Source organism: Chitinophaga eiseniae, assembly GCF_900167135.1.
Taxonomy (GTDB): Bacteria; Bacteroidota; Bacteroidia; order Chitinophagales; family Chitinophagaceae; genus Chitinophaga; species Chitinophaga eiseniae.
Window position 1 is genome coordinate 1,190,418 of record NZ_FUWZ01000001.1, and the last position, 17,149, is coordinate 1,207,566.

16 protein-coding genes are annotated in these 17,149 nt (G+C 50.7%); 6 read left to right on the plus strand and 10 right to left on the minus strand.

Annotated features, from left to right (window positions below):
• The first annotated feature begins 18 nt into the window (after window positions 1–18).
• From B5D63_RS05015 to B5D63_RS34560, 6 genes are all read left to right on the plus strand, one after another.
• Complete coding sequence (locus tag B5D63_RS05015; RefSeq protein WP_078667632.1) at window positions 19–570, plus strand: hypothetical protein; 552 nt, start codon at window positions 19–21, stop codon at window positions 568–570.
• A gap of 193 nt (window positions 571–763) precedes the next feature.
• Entirely contained in the window at window positions 764–1,360 is a 597-nt protein-coding gene (locus B5D63_RS05020; protein ID WP_078667633.1) for an RNA polymerase sigma factor, read from the plus strand.
• A 114-nt stretch (window positions 1,361–1,474) separates the two neighbouring features.
• The gene (locus B5D63_RS05025; RefSeq protein ID WP_078667634.1) at window positions 1,475–2,503 is read left to right on the plus strand and encodes a FecR family protein; all 1,029 of its coding nucleotides are present in this window, start codon (window positions 1,475–1,477) and stop codon (window positions 2,501–2,503) included.
• A gap of 33 nt (window positions 2,504–2,536) precedes the next feature.
• Complete coding sequence (locus B5D63_RS05030) at window positions 2,537–6,085, plus strand: SusC/RagA family TonB-linked outer membrane protein (protein WP_078667635.1); 3,549 nt, start codon at window positions 2,537–2,539, stop codon at window positions 6,083–6,085.
• 10 nt (window positions 6,086–6,095) lie between these two features.
• Window positions 6,096–7,424, plus strand: coding sequence for a RagB/SusD family nutrient uptake outer membrane protein (locus tag B5D63_RS05035; RefSeq protein WP_078667636.1), 1,329 nt, complete (start codon window positions 6,096–6,098; stop codon window positions 7,422–7,424).
• A gap of 21 nt (window positions 7,425–7,445) precedes the next feature.
• Complete coding sequence (locus B5D63_RS34560; RefSeq protein ID WP_200816917.1) at window positions 7,446–8,924, plus strand: TlpA family protein disulfide reductase; 1,479 nt, start codon at window positions 7,446–7,448, stop codon at window positions 8,922–8,924.
• Between the two features lie 40 nt (window positions 8,925–8,964).
• Here the strand turns inward: B5D63_RS34560 and B5D63_RS05045 are convergent, their stop codons facing one another.
• The 10 genes from B5D63_RS05045 to B5D63_RS05090 form a co-directional block, all read right to left on the minus strand.
• Window positions 8,965–9,732, minus strand: coding sequence for an ABC transporter permease subunit (locus B5D63_RS05045; RefSeq protein ID WP_078667638.1), 768 nt, complete (start codon window positions 9,730–9,732; stop codon window positions 8,965–8,967).
• Window positions 9,716–10,438 carry an ABC transporter ATP-binding protein gene (locus B5D63_RS05050; protein ID WP_078667639.1) on the minus strand — a complete coding sequence of 241 codons (723 nt, stop codon included), beginning with the start codon at window positions 10,436–10,438 and terminating at the stop codon, window positions 9,716–9,718. Before B5D63_RS05050 ends, B5D63_RS05045 begins: the two co-directional genes overlap by 17 nt.
• Window positions 10,435–11,664 carry a nitrous oxide reductase family maturation protein NosD gene (locus B5D63_RS05055; RefSeq protein ID WP_078667640.1) on the minus strand — a complete coding sequence of 410 codons (1,230 nt, stop codon included), beginning with the start codon at window positions 11,662–11,664 and terminating at the stop codon, window positions 10,435–10,437. The genes B5D63_RS05050 and B5D63_RS05055 overlap by 4 nt, the downstream gene beginning before the upstream one ends.
• Window positions 11,665–11,666: 2 nt before the next feature.
• The gene (locus B5D63_RS05060) at window positions 11,667–12,104 is read right to left on the minus strand and encodes a nitrous oxide reductase accessory protein NosL (RefSeq protein WP_159455892.1); all 438 of its coding nucleotides are present in this window, start codon (window positions 12,102–12,104) and stop codon (window positions 11,667–11,669) included.
• A 1-nt stretch (window position 12,105) separates the two neighbouring features.
• The gene (locus B5D63_RS05065; protein ID WP_078667642.1) at window positions 12,106–12,675 is read right to left on the minus strand and encodes a hypothetical protein; all 570 of its coding nucleotides are present in this window, start codon (window positions 12,673–12,675) and stop codon (window positions 12,106–12,108) included.
• Between the two features lie 54 nt (window positions 12,676–12,729).
• Window positions 12,730–14,703, minus strand: a complete 1,974-nt coding sequence (gene nosZ, locus B5D63_RS05070) for a Sec-dependent nitrous-oxide reductase (RefSeq protein ID WP_078667643.1) — start codon at window positions 14,701–14,703, stop codon at window positions 12,730–12,732.
• A 25-nt stretch (window positions 14,704–14,728) separates the two neighbouring features.
• Window positions 14,729–15,226, minus strand: a complete 498-nt coding sequence (locus B5D63_RS05075) for a c-type cytochrome (RefSeq protein WP_078667644.1) — start codon at window positions 15,224–15,226, stop codon at window positions 14,729–14,731.
• Window positions 15,227–15,356: 130 nt separating this feature from the next.
• Entirely contained in the window at window positions 15,357–15,875 is a 519-nt protein-coding gene (locus tag B5D63_RS05080; protein ID WP_078667645.1) for a flavodoxin domain-containing protein, read from the minus strand.
• 290 nt (window positions 15,876–16,165) lie between these two features.
• Window positions 16,166–16,624: an RrF2 family transcriptional regulator gene (locus B5D63_RS05085; protein WP_078667646.1), complete on the minus strand. Its 459-nt coding sequence runs from the start codon at window positions 16,622–16,624 to the stop codon at window positions 16,166–16,168.
• A 46-nt stretch (window positions 16,625–16,670) separates the two neighbouring features.
• Window positions 16,671–17,102, minus strand: coding sequence for a 6-pyruvoyl trahydropterin synthase family protein (locus B5D63_RS05090; RefSeq protein ID WP_159455893.1), 432 nt, complete (start codon window positions 17,100–17,102; stop codon window positions 16,671–16,673).
• Window positions 17,103–17,149 lie beyond the last annotated feature (47 nt).

Below are 17,149 nucleotides of genomic sequence, written 5' to 3' on the forward strand. Positions count from 1 at the left end.
ATATAAATTCAGATACCGATGAAAAAAAGTATTGGAATTTTCCTGACATTTTTTCTGTTATTGTCTTTCTCTGCATTGTGCGCTCAGGACCTCAAAGCCCTCCTTACCCGCGATGGCAAAGTTTGTTTTAAACTAAACGTAGAAGGTGTTAACCTGTATGTTAGTTTGGCTGGAAAATTAACGGAGCTGAATGCTAACGTCCATTACAATGTCCTGGGCTATATTGACAAAGTCGGTGATGTTGCGGTCGTATGCGATATAAGCGGATTTATTACTAAAGTAGGTTCAACGGAGTTAAAATACGGATTGTATAAAAGAGTTGAGAAAATTGGTGTCGTCCACTTTAGCTACGGCGTGGATGGAAGACTGGACCATATTAATGATAAGGTGATTAATTATGATCTAATGAGCGGTAAGGTTAACAAAATTGACAATGCTGTCGTGTTTTATAATCAGGCAGGAGAAGTAGATAACATTGTGGATAAAGATGGATTAATATCTTTTATACCAGATCTGAGCGAGAACCGCGCAGGAGAGATGAAACCATACTGGATAAAGTATAATAACTAATTGTTGTATATCGCCATAACCCATACCTGACGCCGTTGCTTTAACAAGATAAATTTGCCAAATTTTATCAACCCCTCCCAACTTTGCCTCGTATTATGTAAATTCGCCATGTCCATTTATCTATTCGCGCTTCGCCCGCCATGGGCGGAAGCCGGCCATCAATGAAAAACCTTTCAACAACGACGCGCTTATCATGAACGAACTGGCAGCTGAACCTATAACATGGTGGAAATCATTCCTGGGAGGGGATAAAGACGCGCTGTCGTCCCTTTACCGGCATTATTTCCCGGTGTTATATGAATATGGCGTTCGGCTGCACGACCAGGAGGAGCTGGTAAAAGACTGTATCCAGGACCTGTTTGTTAAACTCTGGACGAACCGCAGTACCATACAGCAGGCCCGGGACCCCCGCCTGTACCTGTTGATAGCCCTCCGGGGCGGTATTTATAATAAACTGAGACCGGCAGGTATCCGGAAAGTGGTCCCTTATGAACCGCACCACGATTTCCGGTTGACATTCTCTGCCGAATCGGCCTATGTAAAAAAGGAGGCCGCGGGACTACAGTCCCAACAGCTGCTGCAGGCGCTGGAGAAACTGAGCGCCCGGCAGAAAGAGATCATTTACCTGCGTTTTTATGAGGAAATGGAATACGATGATATTTCCGCTGTCATGGGAATTTCTGTTAAAGCGGCCTATAAACTGTATGCCCGTGCGCTGGAAGCGTTACGCGGGGTACTGAACATATCTATGTCCGCGCTGTTGCTGTTGCTGGCACAGCATAAAGCCTGATTTTTTCCGGTTTGCTGAAAAAAAATTAAAAAACTTTGGGAAACGTGGGGTGTTTTATCCGCTTGCGGCTGTCCTGTATGCCTGGAACGTCAAAAAAAATTAAAAGAGAAGGTATTGGACTATCATCACTATGACAAGAACGACTTCCTGGAAGACGCTTCCCTGCTCGCTTATGTGAAGGGAAATGACCCTGTCGTTACACGTTTTTGGGAAGATTGGGCGCAGCAGCAACCGCCTAATATCGGCGAGTTCAGGAAGGCGGTGTTCCTGTTACGCCACCTGCTGTCCGCCGAAAGGATCAACGCCCGGCCCGGGACGGAGCAGGAGCTATGGGGTCGTATTTCACAAACGATAGATACCGCAGCGGCCACGCCGGTACGCCGTATGGGCCTACGCCGCTGGATAGCCGCGGCTGCCGTATTCCTGTTGCTGGCAGGCGCGGGGATAGGGTATTACATTTACCGGTATACCGGCACACAGATCGCGGTCTACGCTGCCTATGGGACAAAAAAACAGATCATCCTGGCAGATGCTTCCATGGTAACGCTCAACGCCAATTCCAGTCTGCGTTATGCCCGCCACTGGGGCAAAAATAGCGTACGGGAGGTATGGCTCGACGGGGAGGCTTACTTTGAAGTAAAGCACCTGAAAGACGACGCACTCCCGCTGAAAGCCGGGGAACGTTTCCTCGTGCATGCCGGAAAACTGGACATTGAAGTACTGGGTACCACCTTTAACGTGAAGGACCGCCGCGGCATTACCACCGTATACCTGAAAAACGGCGTAGTGAAAGTAGGTACCAATGCCACCGATGCACTGAACATACAGCCCGGGGAAGAAGCCGAGTACCGGCAGCAGGAAGGACTGCTCACCAAGCACCCCGGTGACGCCGGCGCCGCCGCCTGGCTGGACAATAAAATGGTACTGCATAATACGCCGGTCAAAGAAATTGTACAGGTGCTGGAAGACAGTTACGGCTATAAGGTGGTGCTGACAGATACCGCCGTCGCCAACCGCAAAATCAATGGGGTCCTGCCATTAAAAAATACCGAAACACTATTGTACATACTATCCAACATGCTGGATGTGGATATAAACGTCAATAAATCGGACAGCACGCTGCTGTTCAGGCCTGGTAAATAGTATTGTGTAAAAAACGTTAACCGTCCTCTTTCGATGAAAAAAATGCTACTGATTGGTAGTCACCTGCTGTTGCTATTATTGTGCATGATCACGTTTTCGGCCGTGGCACAGAAAAAGATGCCGCTGGTACAGGCGCTGGACAAAGTTTCAGCCGCCCTCGGCACCCGTTTCGTGTATGAAGCGTCCCTGCTGGCCAATAAAACCACCACCGCCGACCTCAGCGACCTGAAAAATAAACAGGTGGAAGAAGTGCTGAAAGCCATCCTCTATCCCAATGATCTGCTATTCCTGTATGTAGATAAAAACCACTACACCATTGTAGCACGGAAGATGAAGTCTAAAGGCGGAGACCAGTTGCAACCTGACGACGATGTGACTGTTCCCGGCGGTTCCATGCGGCAGCTGCGCGGCAAGGTGATGAGCAACTACAACGAACCGCTGGCAGGCGTCACCATCAGGGCTGGCAGTTATGCCGGCATTACCAACAACGAGGGCGACTTTACGCTCCGGGTGGGCCCGCAGGAAACAGTCCTTGATGTGACGGCCATTGGCTGGCAGCCCGTGCATATCGACATCTCCCCGAAAAATGGTTCGTGGTACCCCATTACCATGCAAGCCTCTACCAGCCTGCTGAAAGAGGTCGCCATTATATCTACCGGCTATCAGAAAGTCGAAAAATCACAACTCACGGGTGCTGCCAGCACCATCGCAGCCAGGGAGTATGATCAGCGTACAGCCGTTACCGGTAACTTCCTCGAAAACCTGGAAGGCAAGGTCCCCGGCCTGGTATACAACAGCCTCTCCAAAGAGCTGTCCATCCGGGGCGTGTCCACCTTCGACGCGGTGAAACGACCGTTGATAGTGATCGACGGCTTCCCCACCGAAATAGACATCACTACCATTAATCCCAACGATATCATCTCTGTATCTGTGCTGCGCGATGCCGCTGCCGCAGCCATCTATGGCGTGCAGGCTTCTAACGGGGTAATCGTCATCGAAACCAAGAGGGGCAAAAGCGGAAAACCGGTCTTCAGCCTGCGCGCTACCTATGCGTTGCAGGCTAAACCGGATTTCGGATACCTGCATTATACCGGCTCAACAGAATATGCGCAGCTCATGAAAGACAGGGTCATGCTGGGAGGCTATTCCCGCCGCAGTTACCGCCAGGGCACAGGCATTGATCCGATATACGACCTGCTGTTCCGTGTAAAAGAAGGCACCATGACCGCTGATGCGGCCGACCGCCAGATCGCGGAAATTGCCGGTTACAACAACATGGCGGAATACAGGCGGCTTTTTTTTCAGACCAGAACAGCCCAACAACTGGACTTTGATGTGAGTGGCGGCAATGAAAAAAGTACCTACCTGCTGGGTATCAACTACGTCGGGGAAGCCCTCACCCAAAGACGCTCCGATAACCAACGTTTTGTCCTGAACTTTGCCAACACCTACAAATTCACCGACCGTTTATCTTTCGATTTCCGGGCCGTGTACAACAACAGCGTTAACAAGAGCGGCAAGGCGGTGCCCTATACAGATGTGCCACCGCATCAGCGCTTTACGGATGAACAGGGCAACGCCCTGCCTTCGTTTTATGGCCCGAATCGGGAGTCTGTTTCTGTCCGCAGCGTAACCCAGAACGAAATCATCAAAAGCCTCGGCCTCTACGATCAGCTGTATTATCCCTACGAAGAACCGCTTAACACCACTACAAAAATCAACCTGTCGGCTTTACGGCTGCAAGGCCGCCTCAACGCCACACTCACCAAATGGCTCACACTGGACGTAGGCGGCGCCTACGAAAATCAGCAAACGGGCAACGGCTACCTGAGAACAGAAAAAGCATACACCGTTCGCCGGCTGCTCAATACCCGTGCCCAGAAAGATCCTGTCACAGGAAGACCATTGTTTGTTGATCTTCCTCAGGGTGGCATTTATACGATCGACAATATTAAAAGCAACGCCTATACAGTACGCGGCCAGTTAAACCTCAACAAGGATTTTGGCGCCAAACACAATCTCTCTGCCATCGCCGGTATTGAACAGCGGAAACGCACGGAATCGGGCATCAAAAGTTCCTACTTCGGTTACGACGGGCAGTCACTGATCAATAAGCCTATCAATATGCAGGCACTGAGCCAGTATGGGCCGCCGGCATTCAGAGAAACCGGCTTCCTGGCGGCCACTTTTTTTATCGAAGATTATTTTAAAGAGACCAGCCTCGACAGAAGATTTATGTCGTACTATGCGCAGACTACCTATATCTATGACGACAAATATGTCGCTACCGGCAGTTTTCGTATCGACCAGTCCAACCTGTTCGGCGCCGATCCCGCCTATAAAAATAAACCACTATGGTCTGTCGGCGCCAGCTGGCGTATGCATGAAGAGAATTTTCTGAAAACAGTCCGCTGGCTGGATAACCTGCAACTGCGTATTGCCACGGGATTTAATGGTAATGTGCCTTCCACTGTCAGCGGCCCATTTCTGCTGCTGAACACGATCATCAACGTGATACCCATGGTGCCCGTGTCTTCTTCCGATGTGCTGTCTCCCGAAAACCAATCCATCCGCTGGGAAACAACCCGCAACTTCAACGTAGGACTGGACTATGCGTTGTTTAATAACCGTATCTCCGGAACGGTGGATATCTATACAAAACGGGCGGAAGATGTGTTTGGCGCCGTGTCTTCAGACCCCACCACAGGCTTTAACGGATATAACGCCAACACGGCATCTATCAGCAACAACGGCCTGGAGTTGATGATTAACAGCATTAATGTTAAAACAAAACGTTTTAATTGGCAAACACAGCTGACGGTCGCCTTTAACCGGAACAAGGTATTGAAGGTAATGCCTACCGACGCCAGGGCATCGGTGGATATGGTTTCCGGCGTACTGGCGCAGGAAGGATACCCCATCAACGGATTGTTCAGTTACCGCTATGGCGGGCTCAATGAACTGGGGCAGCCATTTGTATACAACCGCAACAAAGAGAAAAAAGTCATGAACACCAACGGAGACCAGATCGTGGACGTAGATTTCAATGATTTGGTTTTCAGTGGTACCACCACCCCAAAATATGCGTTGGGACTGAATAATCAGTTTACACTGGGAAGTTTTGATCTGTCATTCCTCTTCATGTATTATGGTGGCCATGTCATGCGTATACAGCCACCGGATCCCGATGATATTGCCTTTTCTTATCCATTGCAGGGAGCTGCCAACTTCTGGAAAAAGCCCGGTGATGAAAACCATACCGGCATTCCCGGTTACCCGGTGTACGGCTCGCCCGGCGATTACGATTACACCGCGCGGTACGCTTATACCTTCGCGGATAAGTTTGTTCGCAAGGCTGATTATATCCGGCTGAGAGATCTGGTGCTGACCTATAACCTTAAATCAGCGTTTTTGCAACGGAGCGGTCTTACCCGCACACAGATAAGACTGCAGGCGCAGAACGTATTTCATTATACTTTCAGCGGAAATGACATAGACCCTGAAGCCATTGATCCGGTTTCGGGAGAGCGGAGATTACCGGTACAACCGTTTTACAGCTTTTCTCTTTACACTAACTTCTAATCCTGTTGATATGAAGAACATATGGATGATCATAGCGCTGATGACAATAGGTGGCAGCGCATGCAACAAGTTCCTCGAGGTAAAACCCAAAGGGGTGGTGATTCCTGAAAAACTGTCGGACTTCGAAGGGTTGCTGAACTCCCGCACCATGATATTCACTTTCCCGTCAACACTGTTATATTGTACCGATGATTATTTTGGTGAATATAATGAGCAGGAGCGGAATCTACAGGCCAATGCCTACTACTGGCGGCGCGATATTGATCCCAATGAGCAGATCAGCCCTGCCATATGGGGAGACGGGTATAAGATTGTATACGATGCCAATATCATCATTAATAATGTGATGAAGGCAACTGAAAGTAACGAACAACAACGCAGACAGATATTAGCAGAGGGACTGGCAGCGAGGGCGGAGATATATTTTACCATGCTGACAGCCTTTGCCAAAGCGTATAATCCGGCTACCGCCAGTGACGATCCGGGACTACCACTGGTAACTGCTACCAACGTAACAGAAAAAATTCCCCGGCGCTCTTCTGTACAGGCCACCCTGGATTCGCTGGTACGCGATCTGCAACTGGCCATCCCTATGCTGCCTGAACAGAATATTAACCGTTATCGCTGTACGAAATATGCTGCCAGCGGCATGTTATCCCGCATTTACCTCTATATGGGCAACTATGCGGAAGCCGACCGCTTTGCGGACAGTGCATTACAAGCAAGGCATGAACTGCTGGACTATAACAATTATGAAAGCGCTCTCAGTTTACCGCAGGCGGATATAAACCCGGAAGTACTGTGGCAACGCTCCTCAGATGATTATAAGGTGCCCGGCGAGATGTTGTATTCAGACACGTTGAAAACCCTTTTTCATGAAGGGGACCTACGCTATCGCCTCCTGACGATTGAGTTGCCTGAAGGTATTGTGAGGGCCGGCACTTCCGGCTTTGCCAATTTCGGCATTACTTTCCCGGAGTTATACCTGACACGCGCAGAAGTGGCCGCCAGAAAAGGAAATATCCCCGTCGCCATGGACTTCGTCAACCTTCTCCGTAAAGCACGCTTCGAAACAGACCGCTATGCACCTTTAGCGGCTGTTACGGAAGAAGAAGCGCTGGACATCGTACTGGCGGAACGCCGCCGGGAAATGGCCTTCAGCGGCCAGCGCTGGATGGACATGAAACGACTGGACCGTGAAGGTAAAATGCCGGCCATCAAACGGGTAAGCAGAGAAACTGGCGCCGTGATCACCATCCTCGAACCTAATAGCAGCCACTACACATTCCAGATACCCGCCAGAGTAAAGAAATTTAATCCCGATATGGCTATCAACTAACCTATGCCCAACACGTTTTTTATGAAACCATGGTTTAGAAATACTGTTTTGTACTTCGCCACTGCCGCCGCTTTGCCGGCATTCAGCCAGGTGAAGATCAGCGGTAAGCTGCCGCCCGCAACGGCCTCCAGCCTCCTGCTTACCATGCCAGGTCAGGAACCCCTGAAAGTACCGGCAGATAATAACGGGAGGTTTGCCGTCACCACAGGGCAAATACCCCGGGGAATCTATCAGCTGGGCGCCATCGGCCCCGTGTACCTGGAACCGGGATACGCCCTGGAAATTGTCCCTGATGGCGATGACTTCCGCTTCAAAGGAAAAGGCAGCACGGAAAATAACCTGATCAGAGCAGCCGCCAGTGAACTGAAAAAATACGTCCCTATGTACAAAGGGGATTATCTCTATTCGTTCTACCAGGTCAGCCTCCCGGAATTCCGGCAGAAAATGGCCGCCTGGCAGCAGGCCGCCGCCAACATACTGTCGAAATCGGACAACGCTTATTTCCGCGAACTGGAAAACACAGCCGTGATGTTCCGGGTGAAAAATATCGCGCAGGACTGGTGGCTGAATTATGGTGTGGACTCCGTCAAACGGATCGCTTTTCAAAAGATGCTGGAAGCTCCGAAGGAACTGAACGACACCACCCTGCACGTCCGGCTGAGGAAAGCCTTTAACGACATGCGCACCAAAACACTGACCCGCCAGGAACGCAGCGAAATAGACTCCTTCAGTTTTCACGGCTGGAGCATGAATAACGACGACTGGTTCCGCAACCTCGCCTCTTACAGGGAAGCCCTCGACAGCCGGATCACCAATATCATGTATGCCGGTTATCAGCAGGAAATGAATGCCGGTCAGCCACAGGAGATGATAAAGCTGACCATCATCACAAAAGAAATTACGTCCCCGTTTATCCGCGAATATTACCAGTACCAGCAAACGGCCAATATCCTCAAAATGAGCGACGACCCGGAAGAAGTGGATTCCCTGTATAAGAACTTCATGGCAAAGGTAACCAATGACGTCTACCGGAAAAGCATCAACGAAGTTTATGACAACCTGAAAAAATTTGGTGATAACCAGCCGGCGCCCGACTTCGAATTTGAAAATGTTCATGGTGCGAAAGTGAAGCTGAGCAGCCTGAAAGGGAAGTATGTCTACATCGATGTATGGGCCACCTGGTGCGGCCCCTGCAAAAGAGAAATCCCCTTCCTGACTAACATGGAAGCGTCCTACGCCGGAAAAAACATCCACTTTGTCAGCTTGTCGGTAGACAGGCAGGCGGATAAGGAAAAGTGGCAGGCCTTCGTGAAAGACAACCAGCTGAAAGGGGAGCAGCTGATCACCGACAATGACTTTAACGTCGACTTCATTAAAAAATTCAACATCAATGCAATCCCGCGGTTTATATTGATCGGGCCGGACGGAAAAATAGTGTCCGCCAATGCTAAAAGACCTTCCGATCCTGAATTGCAGCAACAACTGAATGGTTTGCTATAGTGTGTGCAGGGGCCGAAAAGAATGGCCGGCCCCTGCTTTTTTAAATATCTTTTTTCCTGAAAACCCGCACCGCTAATATCAACGGAATAACCATCCAGCAAAGCATACAGACTGCCGTATAAATACTGCCCGTTGCAGACCCCATAAATTTTTTGAACAAAGCACCGGAATATCCCATCATCACGGCTGCATCCAGCTGCAACAATACCAGTATCCGCGCCAGGTCCACAGGGTTCAGGGAGATAAACGCCAGCAGCGGTTCATCTATCGGGTAATCGCTGAAGGAGTAGATAAAGGCCAGCAGCAACCCATCAAACAATAATGTAAAAAACAATGCGGTGATGATAGCGGCGCCGATGCCCCGGGTTTTATCTTTGAACACTACAAAGATGAGTAACGCAAGGGCGGAAAAGATCAGCGTGAGCAGCACTCCGCCGACGACAAGGGCAATGGCGGCGAGGCTGTTGTACAATATACAAACGGTGACGCCTACACCGGCGAGATAAGCCAACCCCAGCGCCGTGGCTATACCGGTGTAAGATGCCAGCAACATGGACTTACGGCGTATGGGTTGCGCCAGCAGCAGTTCGGTGAACTCTGCGGAATTGAAAAAGTAAATGGTGGCGAATAGAATACTGATGATCGGCACAAACAGTAACGTGATATTGAGCAGGCTTAACATGCCTTTGGACATGTTGTCGCTCATGCCCGTTACGCTGATGGTCAGCACCGCCAGCACCAGGGTGTATATCAGTATGGTCCTGTTTTTTAACAGGTCTATCAGCACGTATTTAATAATTGTTTTCATGTAGATGGGTTTGCATCATGGCCGCGATCACCTTGTTCAGCTGATGTTGACCGGTTGATTCTTTCAGTTCATCCACTGTTTTAAAGCAGATCAGTTTTCCTTCCTGCAGGTATACCACATGACTGGTGATGTCTTCAAGGTCGCTGAGCACATGGGAGGTGATAAGTACCAGTTTCCCGTTGGCCCGTTCCCGTGCGATCTTATCTTTCAGTATTTCGCTGGCGAGCGGGTCCAGGCCGGCGGTAGGCTCGTCCAGTATGAGGATATCGGGTGAGAAGAGGAAAGCGAGGCAGGCGCTCACTTTCTGGCGGGTACCTCCGGACAGGTTACGCATCAGCTTATGATCGATGGCAGGCAAATCGAACTGCCGGATCAGCTCTTCGTCATACTGCCTGCAGTCTTTCCGTACTTCACGCAGCATGGCCAGCACCTGCCGGATGGTCATGTTCTCCGGGTAACGGCCGATCTGCGGCATATAGCCAATTTTGGAGCGGTAGCTCCAGTGACTGCGGATCTCCTGCCCGTTGATATGGATGCTGCCTTTTTCCGGTATCACAAGACCGAGAATGGATTTAATCAGGGTCGTCTTGCCGGAGCCGTTAGGCCCCAGCAGGGAGACGGCCTGACCGCGTTCCAGTTGCAGGTTAATATCATCCAGCGCCCTGAATTTTTTGAATGATTTTGTGAGATGATGAATTCGGATCATAGTTCCAGTTTTTTCATGAATGGCTGATCATCCTTTAACTGATCGGGGATGATGCTGGGCATTACTTTTTCCACCTGTTCCATGATGCTGGTGAGGAAGCTGCGGTACAGGATCATGGCGGATGGTATTTTTTCTGATATCACGGCATATACGCTGACGGGATAGTGTGGCACATCACCTACCTGGTCGCGGTTGAGATCATAGCCGTCGTATTTGTCCCAGTAGTTGCGGTGAAACTCGTTGAGCATAAGGGTGCCGTTGGTGGCCACATCGAAGGAGTTGCCGATAAAGTTGTTGCCGGTGAACTGGCTGCCGCTGGAGCTGGCCATCACACGGAGGGCCCAGCCGTTGTCCTGGAACAGGTTACGCTGTACAGATACGCGGGTGGTACCTTCCATGTGGATAGCAATGGTGTTTTTGATGAAGCGGTTGTGGGTGATATGGCTGTCTGTGATTTCTTTCAGCAGCAGCCCGTAGGAGGCGTCTCCCCAGTTTTGAATAAAAGTGTTGTCGGTCATGGTCACTTCGCGGGTGTACATGACAGCCACGCCGGCGCCGTTTTCCCGGAAAATATTTTTCGTATAGGTGTCATGGTGGGAGAACATAAAATGCAGCCCATAACGTTGGTTGGTGCTGGAAAGGTTATTCTCTATGCCTGAATTGGTGACAAACTCGAAATAGATGCCATCGCGGTGTCCGGATATGTTGTTGCTGCTGATTTGCAGTGCATCGCATTTCCAGGCGTGGATGCCGTTGCCGCCGTTGATTTCATTTTTGATGCCGGAATGCACAGTATTGCCTTCAACCTGGCAATGCTGTGCATTCTGAAGGTAGATGCCGTAGGTGCAGTCCAGGACTTTGTTGTTGCGAAGGGTGACGTAGCCGGCATTACTGACGCGAACACCGGCGATGTCTGATATGGAAGAACGGCCGGTATGTTGTATTTGCAACCCCTGTATGGTCACGCTGTCGGCCGTGATGAGGAAGCCCGGGTATTTGTATTCCGCATCGATCACGGGCATGCCGTTGCCCAGGATGGTAAGGCGCTGGTCTACCTGCAGGCTGTGTTCCCGGTATAGGCCGGGCTGCACGGCGAGCGTGTCGCCGGGGCGGGCGCTGCTGATGGCTTTGCGGAGCGCATCTGGCCCGGGCTTCACCACGATGGTGGTGGCTAGTACGCTGCCCGTGACCAGCAGCAACCATGACAATATCCATGCATGTTTCATGATTACGGCTTTAACTGGGGGAGGTCTTCCCATTTTAATAATCGCTGTTCCAGATTGTCTTTATGCGGAATGGCTTTTTTTTCTTCGTTGAAAGCGGCACAGCGGCCGTTCATCGGTGTTTTGAAAGATTCGCTGTGCAGGTAGACGGCTTTTTGCGCGTCAGTGAAAGGATGGCTGGAATCGCTGTAGTCGGTCACCAGGAAGCGGGTGCCATTTGCCGGTGTGTTGGCAGCGTTGTATTGCAGGAGGCAAACGATATCGTCGAACTTATACGCTTTGCCTTTTGGCGTGATCAGCTCGGCGGCATAACGTTTATCCATAATCGTCATTTTGCAGTGCGCGCAGGCGTCATGACCAAAATCGATCGGCTCAAATTCGGGGCGGCAGGCCATTTGCAGAGCGAAAAAGCTAATCACGAAAATCAGTGTCTTGTGTTTCATATCATTTCTTTTTCCATTCATAACAGGTGATGCCCACCAGTATCATACCGCTGACGATGTAGCACCATCCGCCTATGTCGGGCTGGGAGAGTACTTCGAAATTCAACAGTTTCTTGTAGCCGATCAGCGGCGGTTGGTAAGACATGCCGGGCACCTGTATGGGCGCGTTCGGGTCCAGGTTGTGGCCGTAGTTGTATTCCCACCGGTAGAAGTCAGCAAAGGACAACAGTGCGATGAGCAGGAAAATGCCGGTCCAGACGTAGTACAGTATTTTTTTCTTCAGCACCATGATCAGGACGCCGGCGGCCATAAAGCAACCGATAGAGACCGGCATGAACACAAACTCGAGGAAGTCTTCCTTGTGGATGGTTTTCATGCCGATGTAGTGGTTTAATCCGTTGATAATAGGTACATCGCCTTTTACATCATTGATCCATATCTGCATAGACAGGCCGTCGGGATACTGTGGTGCGCGCATGTCTATCCGCCACATGGGAAAGAACCATAGGGTGGCGAGACAAATAATGACAATCGGGATGCTCATAAGGCCTGCCTGTGATAATTTTTTCATAGCTCAGTGGTTGAAAGTACCGGCAGTGCTGAAGAGCACCGCCGGCGGGGTTGTTTATTTAGCTGCGACGGAAGTCACGGTTTCACCGGTACCGAATTTAAGCGGTACGTTGCTGCCTTTGGGGGATACCCGCAGGTAGCCGGACATCTCCTGGTGCAGGGCAGAGCAGAAGTCGGTGCAATAGAACGGATAAATACCCTGTTTATCCGGTGTGAATTTGAGCGTCACCGTTTCACCCGGCATGATCAGCAGTTCCGCATTGGGATTGTTTTTGATGGCGAATCCGTGCGGAATGTCCCAGTCCTGTTCCAGGTTGGTGACGTGGAAATACACTTCGTCTCCCACGAATACCCCTTCGATATTGTCAGGAACAAGGTGAGAGCGGATAGCGGTCATGTAAATGTCTACCCGGTTGCCTTTGCGTACCACGTTGGCTTTCTTTTCACCCATGGTCACGTACTCGTGCCCGTTTTTGTTGATGTCATAGAACTTCACCTGTTTGTCTTTGATGAGGCTGGCCTGGCAGGCCTGTGCATAGTGTGGTTCACCGAAGGTGGGGAAGTCCAGCAGCAGCTGCATTTTATCACCTGAGATATCGTACAGCTGGGCTGACTGGGCCAGTTCCGGGCCGGTGGGCAGGAAGCGGTCTTTGGTGATTTTGTTATAGGCTACTAAGTATTTACCGCCGGGTTTTTTGGTATCGCCGCCGGGGATCATCAGGTGGCCTACGGAATAGTAGGTAGGCACGCGGTCCAGCACTTTCAGGTCTTTAAGGCTCCACTTCACTACTTCGGAAGAGAGGAACATAGACGTATAGGCGTTTCCTTTACCATCAAATTCGGTGTGCAGCGGCCCGAGGCCAGGTTTCTGTACTTCGCCGTGCAGGGCTGCCTCGTATTTGATGATGGGGATGCCTTTGAAGTCGCCTTCAAACTGTTTGCCGGCGATGGCGCCGGTCATTTTGCTGAAGGAGAAGACCGGGATCAGGGCGGCGAGTTTGCCGCTGCCGACGATGTATTCACCGGAAGGGTCGATATCGCAGCCGTGGGGTGACTTAGGACAGGGGATCATGTAGATCATGTCCGGGCAGTCTTTCGGGTCCAGCAGCAGCACTTCGTTTTTGATCTCTGAGGTGGCGCTCTGTGTATGCTCGTCGTAGGTGTTGTGGGCGTAGGAGGCCGGTACTTTTTTGCCTTTGCCGGCTTTGGCGTATTCTTCGGCTTTTTTCCAGTTTACGGCTACGATGTAGTCTTTGTCTTTCTGGGAAGCATTTACTTCCAGCAGCGTATAGGCTTGTTCGGTATTATAGCTGGAGAAGAAGAACCAGTCGTGTGAGGGGCCCTTGCCGGCGTGGCTCAGGTCGAGGTTCATGCCGGGCAGCACGATCTGGAAGGCAATGTCCATTTTACCGGTGTTTTTATCGACGCTGATAAAGGAGGCGGTGCTATGGAAGTTGTCTTTGAAGGAGCTGATCGGCACGTCTTCGGAGCCGAGGGGTACGGAGAAGCGGGTACCGGCTACTACGTATTCCGTGTTTTCGGTGATGAAGGGGGAGGAGTGGTTACCGGCGCTGTTAGGTATCTGCAGGACCTCCATCGTTTTGAAGGTGGTGAGATCGATGCGGGCTACGCGTGGCGTATTGTTGGCATTGGCGAAGAGCCAGCGGCCGTCCTGTTCCCCGTTGGTCTGGGAGAGGTCCAGGTGGTGCTGGTCGTCCCAGGGAATGAGGCCGTTGGTGGTATTGAGCATGGCTTTTGTTTCTTCGCTGTAGCCGTAGCCGTTTTCCGGGTTGACGGCGAATACGGGGATGACTTTCAGCAGGCGTCCGGAGGGCAGGCCGTATACGGACACTTGTCCGTTGAAGCCGCCGGACACGAAGTTGTAAATTTCGTCGTATTTACCGGGAGCCACGTAAGTTTTGGTGGCGGCATCGCCTTGTACTGCGGTGGCGGCAGTTTTCATTTTACAGCTTTGCATGGCAGCGGTGGTGGCGACTGCCAGGCCCAGCATCAGGCTTAATCTTTTCATATGTAGATGGAGTGAGTGTCAGCAATTATTTTTTACCGTCGTTGTCCCGCATGTACTCCAGCAGGTGCCTGGCTTCATCGTCGGTAAGGTGCTGGTTGGGCATGCGGACCATACACTCTTCCAGCATGGCCTGTGCCGCCGGGTCTTTATCAATCATTTCATCGGTGTTGGTGATGAAGTTCATGATCCATTCCGGTTTCCTTCTTTCGGTGACGCCCTTCCAGCCGGGGCCGACCAGCTTTTCGGCGGATAGTTTGTGACAGGCTGCGCATTTTACTTCGTAGGTGCTTTTGCCGCTGGTGATCATGGCCTGGTCCAGGGGATCGGTGAGCGTGACGCTGGTGAATTTGCCCTTGCCTTTATCGTCGCTGGCGGCCGCCGGCGCCTCTGCTGCGGGAGCGGTAGTGGCCATGCTGTTGTCGGTGGCCGGTTTTTCAGTGTCGGCCTGCTGTGGCGTGGATCCGCAGCTGTAGAGCAGCAACGCCGTTGCCGCCACTGCAGTCAGGAGGGATACTTGTTTCATGAGATCGATTTTTTTGTTTAGGAAGATGTATAAATAAGGACATTTTTATCCTTTATTATGAATGAAAAAAACATTCAGGAAGAATTGTCGAACATCCGGTAAGGTATTTAGTGATTTGCGGATTTTTGATTTATGGATTTGGGTGTTGATGAAACGACTGCACATCGGCTATGAGGGCCGCGGTCAGTGTTTCATCGATCCGGTTGAAGTCCGATACGTCGAGCGGTTTGCCCATGAACCGTGCCATCAAGCCACCGGCGCGGACTTTCAGCTTGTCGGTGAATGACAGTTCGCGGAATTGTATTTTACCGGGATAGAAATAACGGTGGCAGTAGGTGAGTAGCGGTGCCGGCATATTTTGTACCACGTAGCTGTTGAGCTTTTCCTGTTTCTCCGCTTTGGTGGCGCATACCACAAAGAGAAAGAGCGGTTTGCCTTTGAGTATCGGCGCCTGTTGTTCCAGCCACCCACGCAGTAACATCCTGCCGATGTAGATGCTGGTGCCCAGGATGACAAAGTCGGCCGCCGCCAGCTGGGACGGCGTGACTTCGCCGGCTGCTATGGCCGGTATCTGCAGCGTCTTGCTGATCCGGTTGGCATATTGCCTGGTAGCGCCGTATTTGGATTGAAAAATGATGATGCCGCGCATAGCAAGAATGTATTGAACATTTCACGTTGATAGGGCGGAAAGCGTTGTGACCCGCTACCCGTGCTATTTTAAACCAAGGATGATCATATCCTTCTATTTAAGGACAAAAATATCCTCTTTTAATATATCGGCCAAATAAGTCGACCTGATATAAATCAGGAAAGAACATGACAGTAAACATATGAAATGCGCAGCGATACGCCGGGAACTAACGTAAAAGAGCACACGAAAGAATTGAATGGAGGTGGCGCTGACGCCGTTGATGAAAAGAGAAATGGGCGGGCTGCCACTTAACAGGGTTTACGGACGCCTTTGAGATTGTCTATAAAGTAATTGCCTTTATTGAATTCGTCCACCAGTTGCTGGATGGATGTTTTCTCAAACATCTGTTTGAGCTGTTTTTTGATGTTTTTATATTGGGTGTGCATGGGGCAGGGCCTTGTTTCGGAGCATTCTTTCAGGCCCAGTACACATTTGGTGATCACGCTGGCTTCTTCTACTGCTTCGAGAATGGCTTTTACGGGCAGCTTCCGGGCGCGGTCGGTCAGATAAAACCCGCCATTAGGGCCACGCACGGAACTGATCACGCGGTTGTTTTGCGTGAGCAGCTGTAGTATCTTGGCCGTAAATGATTTGGGTGAATCAATGCCCAGGGCTATTTCCTCGATCCCCAGCTTGTTCTCTTCCGACCCCTTCAGCGCAATGTAAATCGTTGCTCTCAGGGCGTATTCAGCAGTTTTCGACAACATAATATCAATTCAGACGGTTGCAAGATAATAAGAAATGAGATACCGGTCAACCCGCCGGTACCCATTCTGCATATGAGTCGCTGGTTTCATAGAGCCGCAAACCCGCCAGCGCCACTTCTTCCGGCAGCGCTGCCTGTAATACCCGCTCCATATACAACACCATGTTTTCCGCAGAAGGCTCCATGTCCCAGACCCACAGGTTTTCCTGAGTACTGCAACCGGGATGGGCCTGCATGTAAGCGGCCGAAAGGATCAGGCGATGGTCAAAATGTTGTACGATGGTTTCGTGCACCAACGATTTAATCACCTTAAAATCTACCAGTATCCCCGGCGCCGGCAGATAAGCCCCGCTATTGTTCCGGCCCTTTATCGTTACATGTAATTTATAGGAATGCCCATGGACGTTTTTGCATTTTCCATCGTAGGTGTGTAAGGCATGCGCCGTTTCGAAGCTGAATATTTTCGTCAGTTGTAACATATTCCGCACTGTTGTTTTTTGAAGAATTATCCAAAGGTACATTTAAA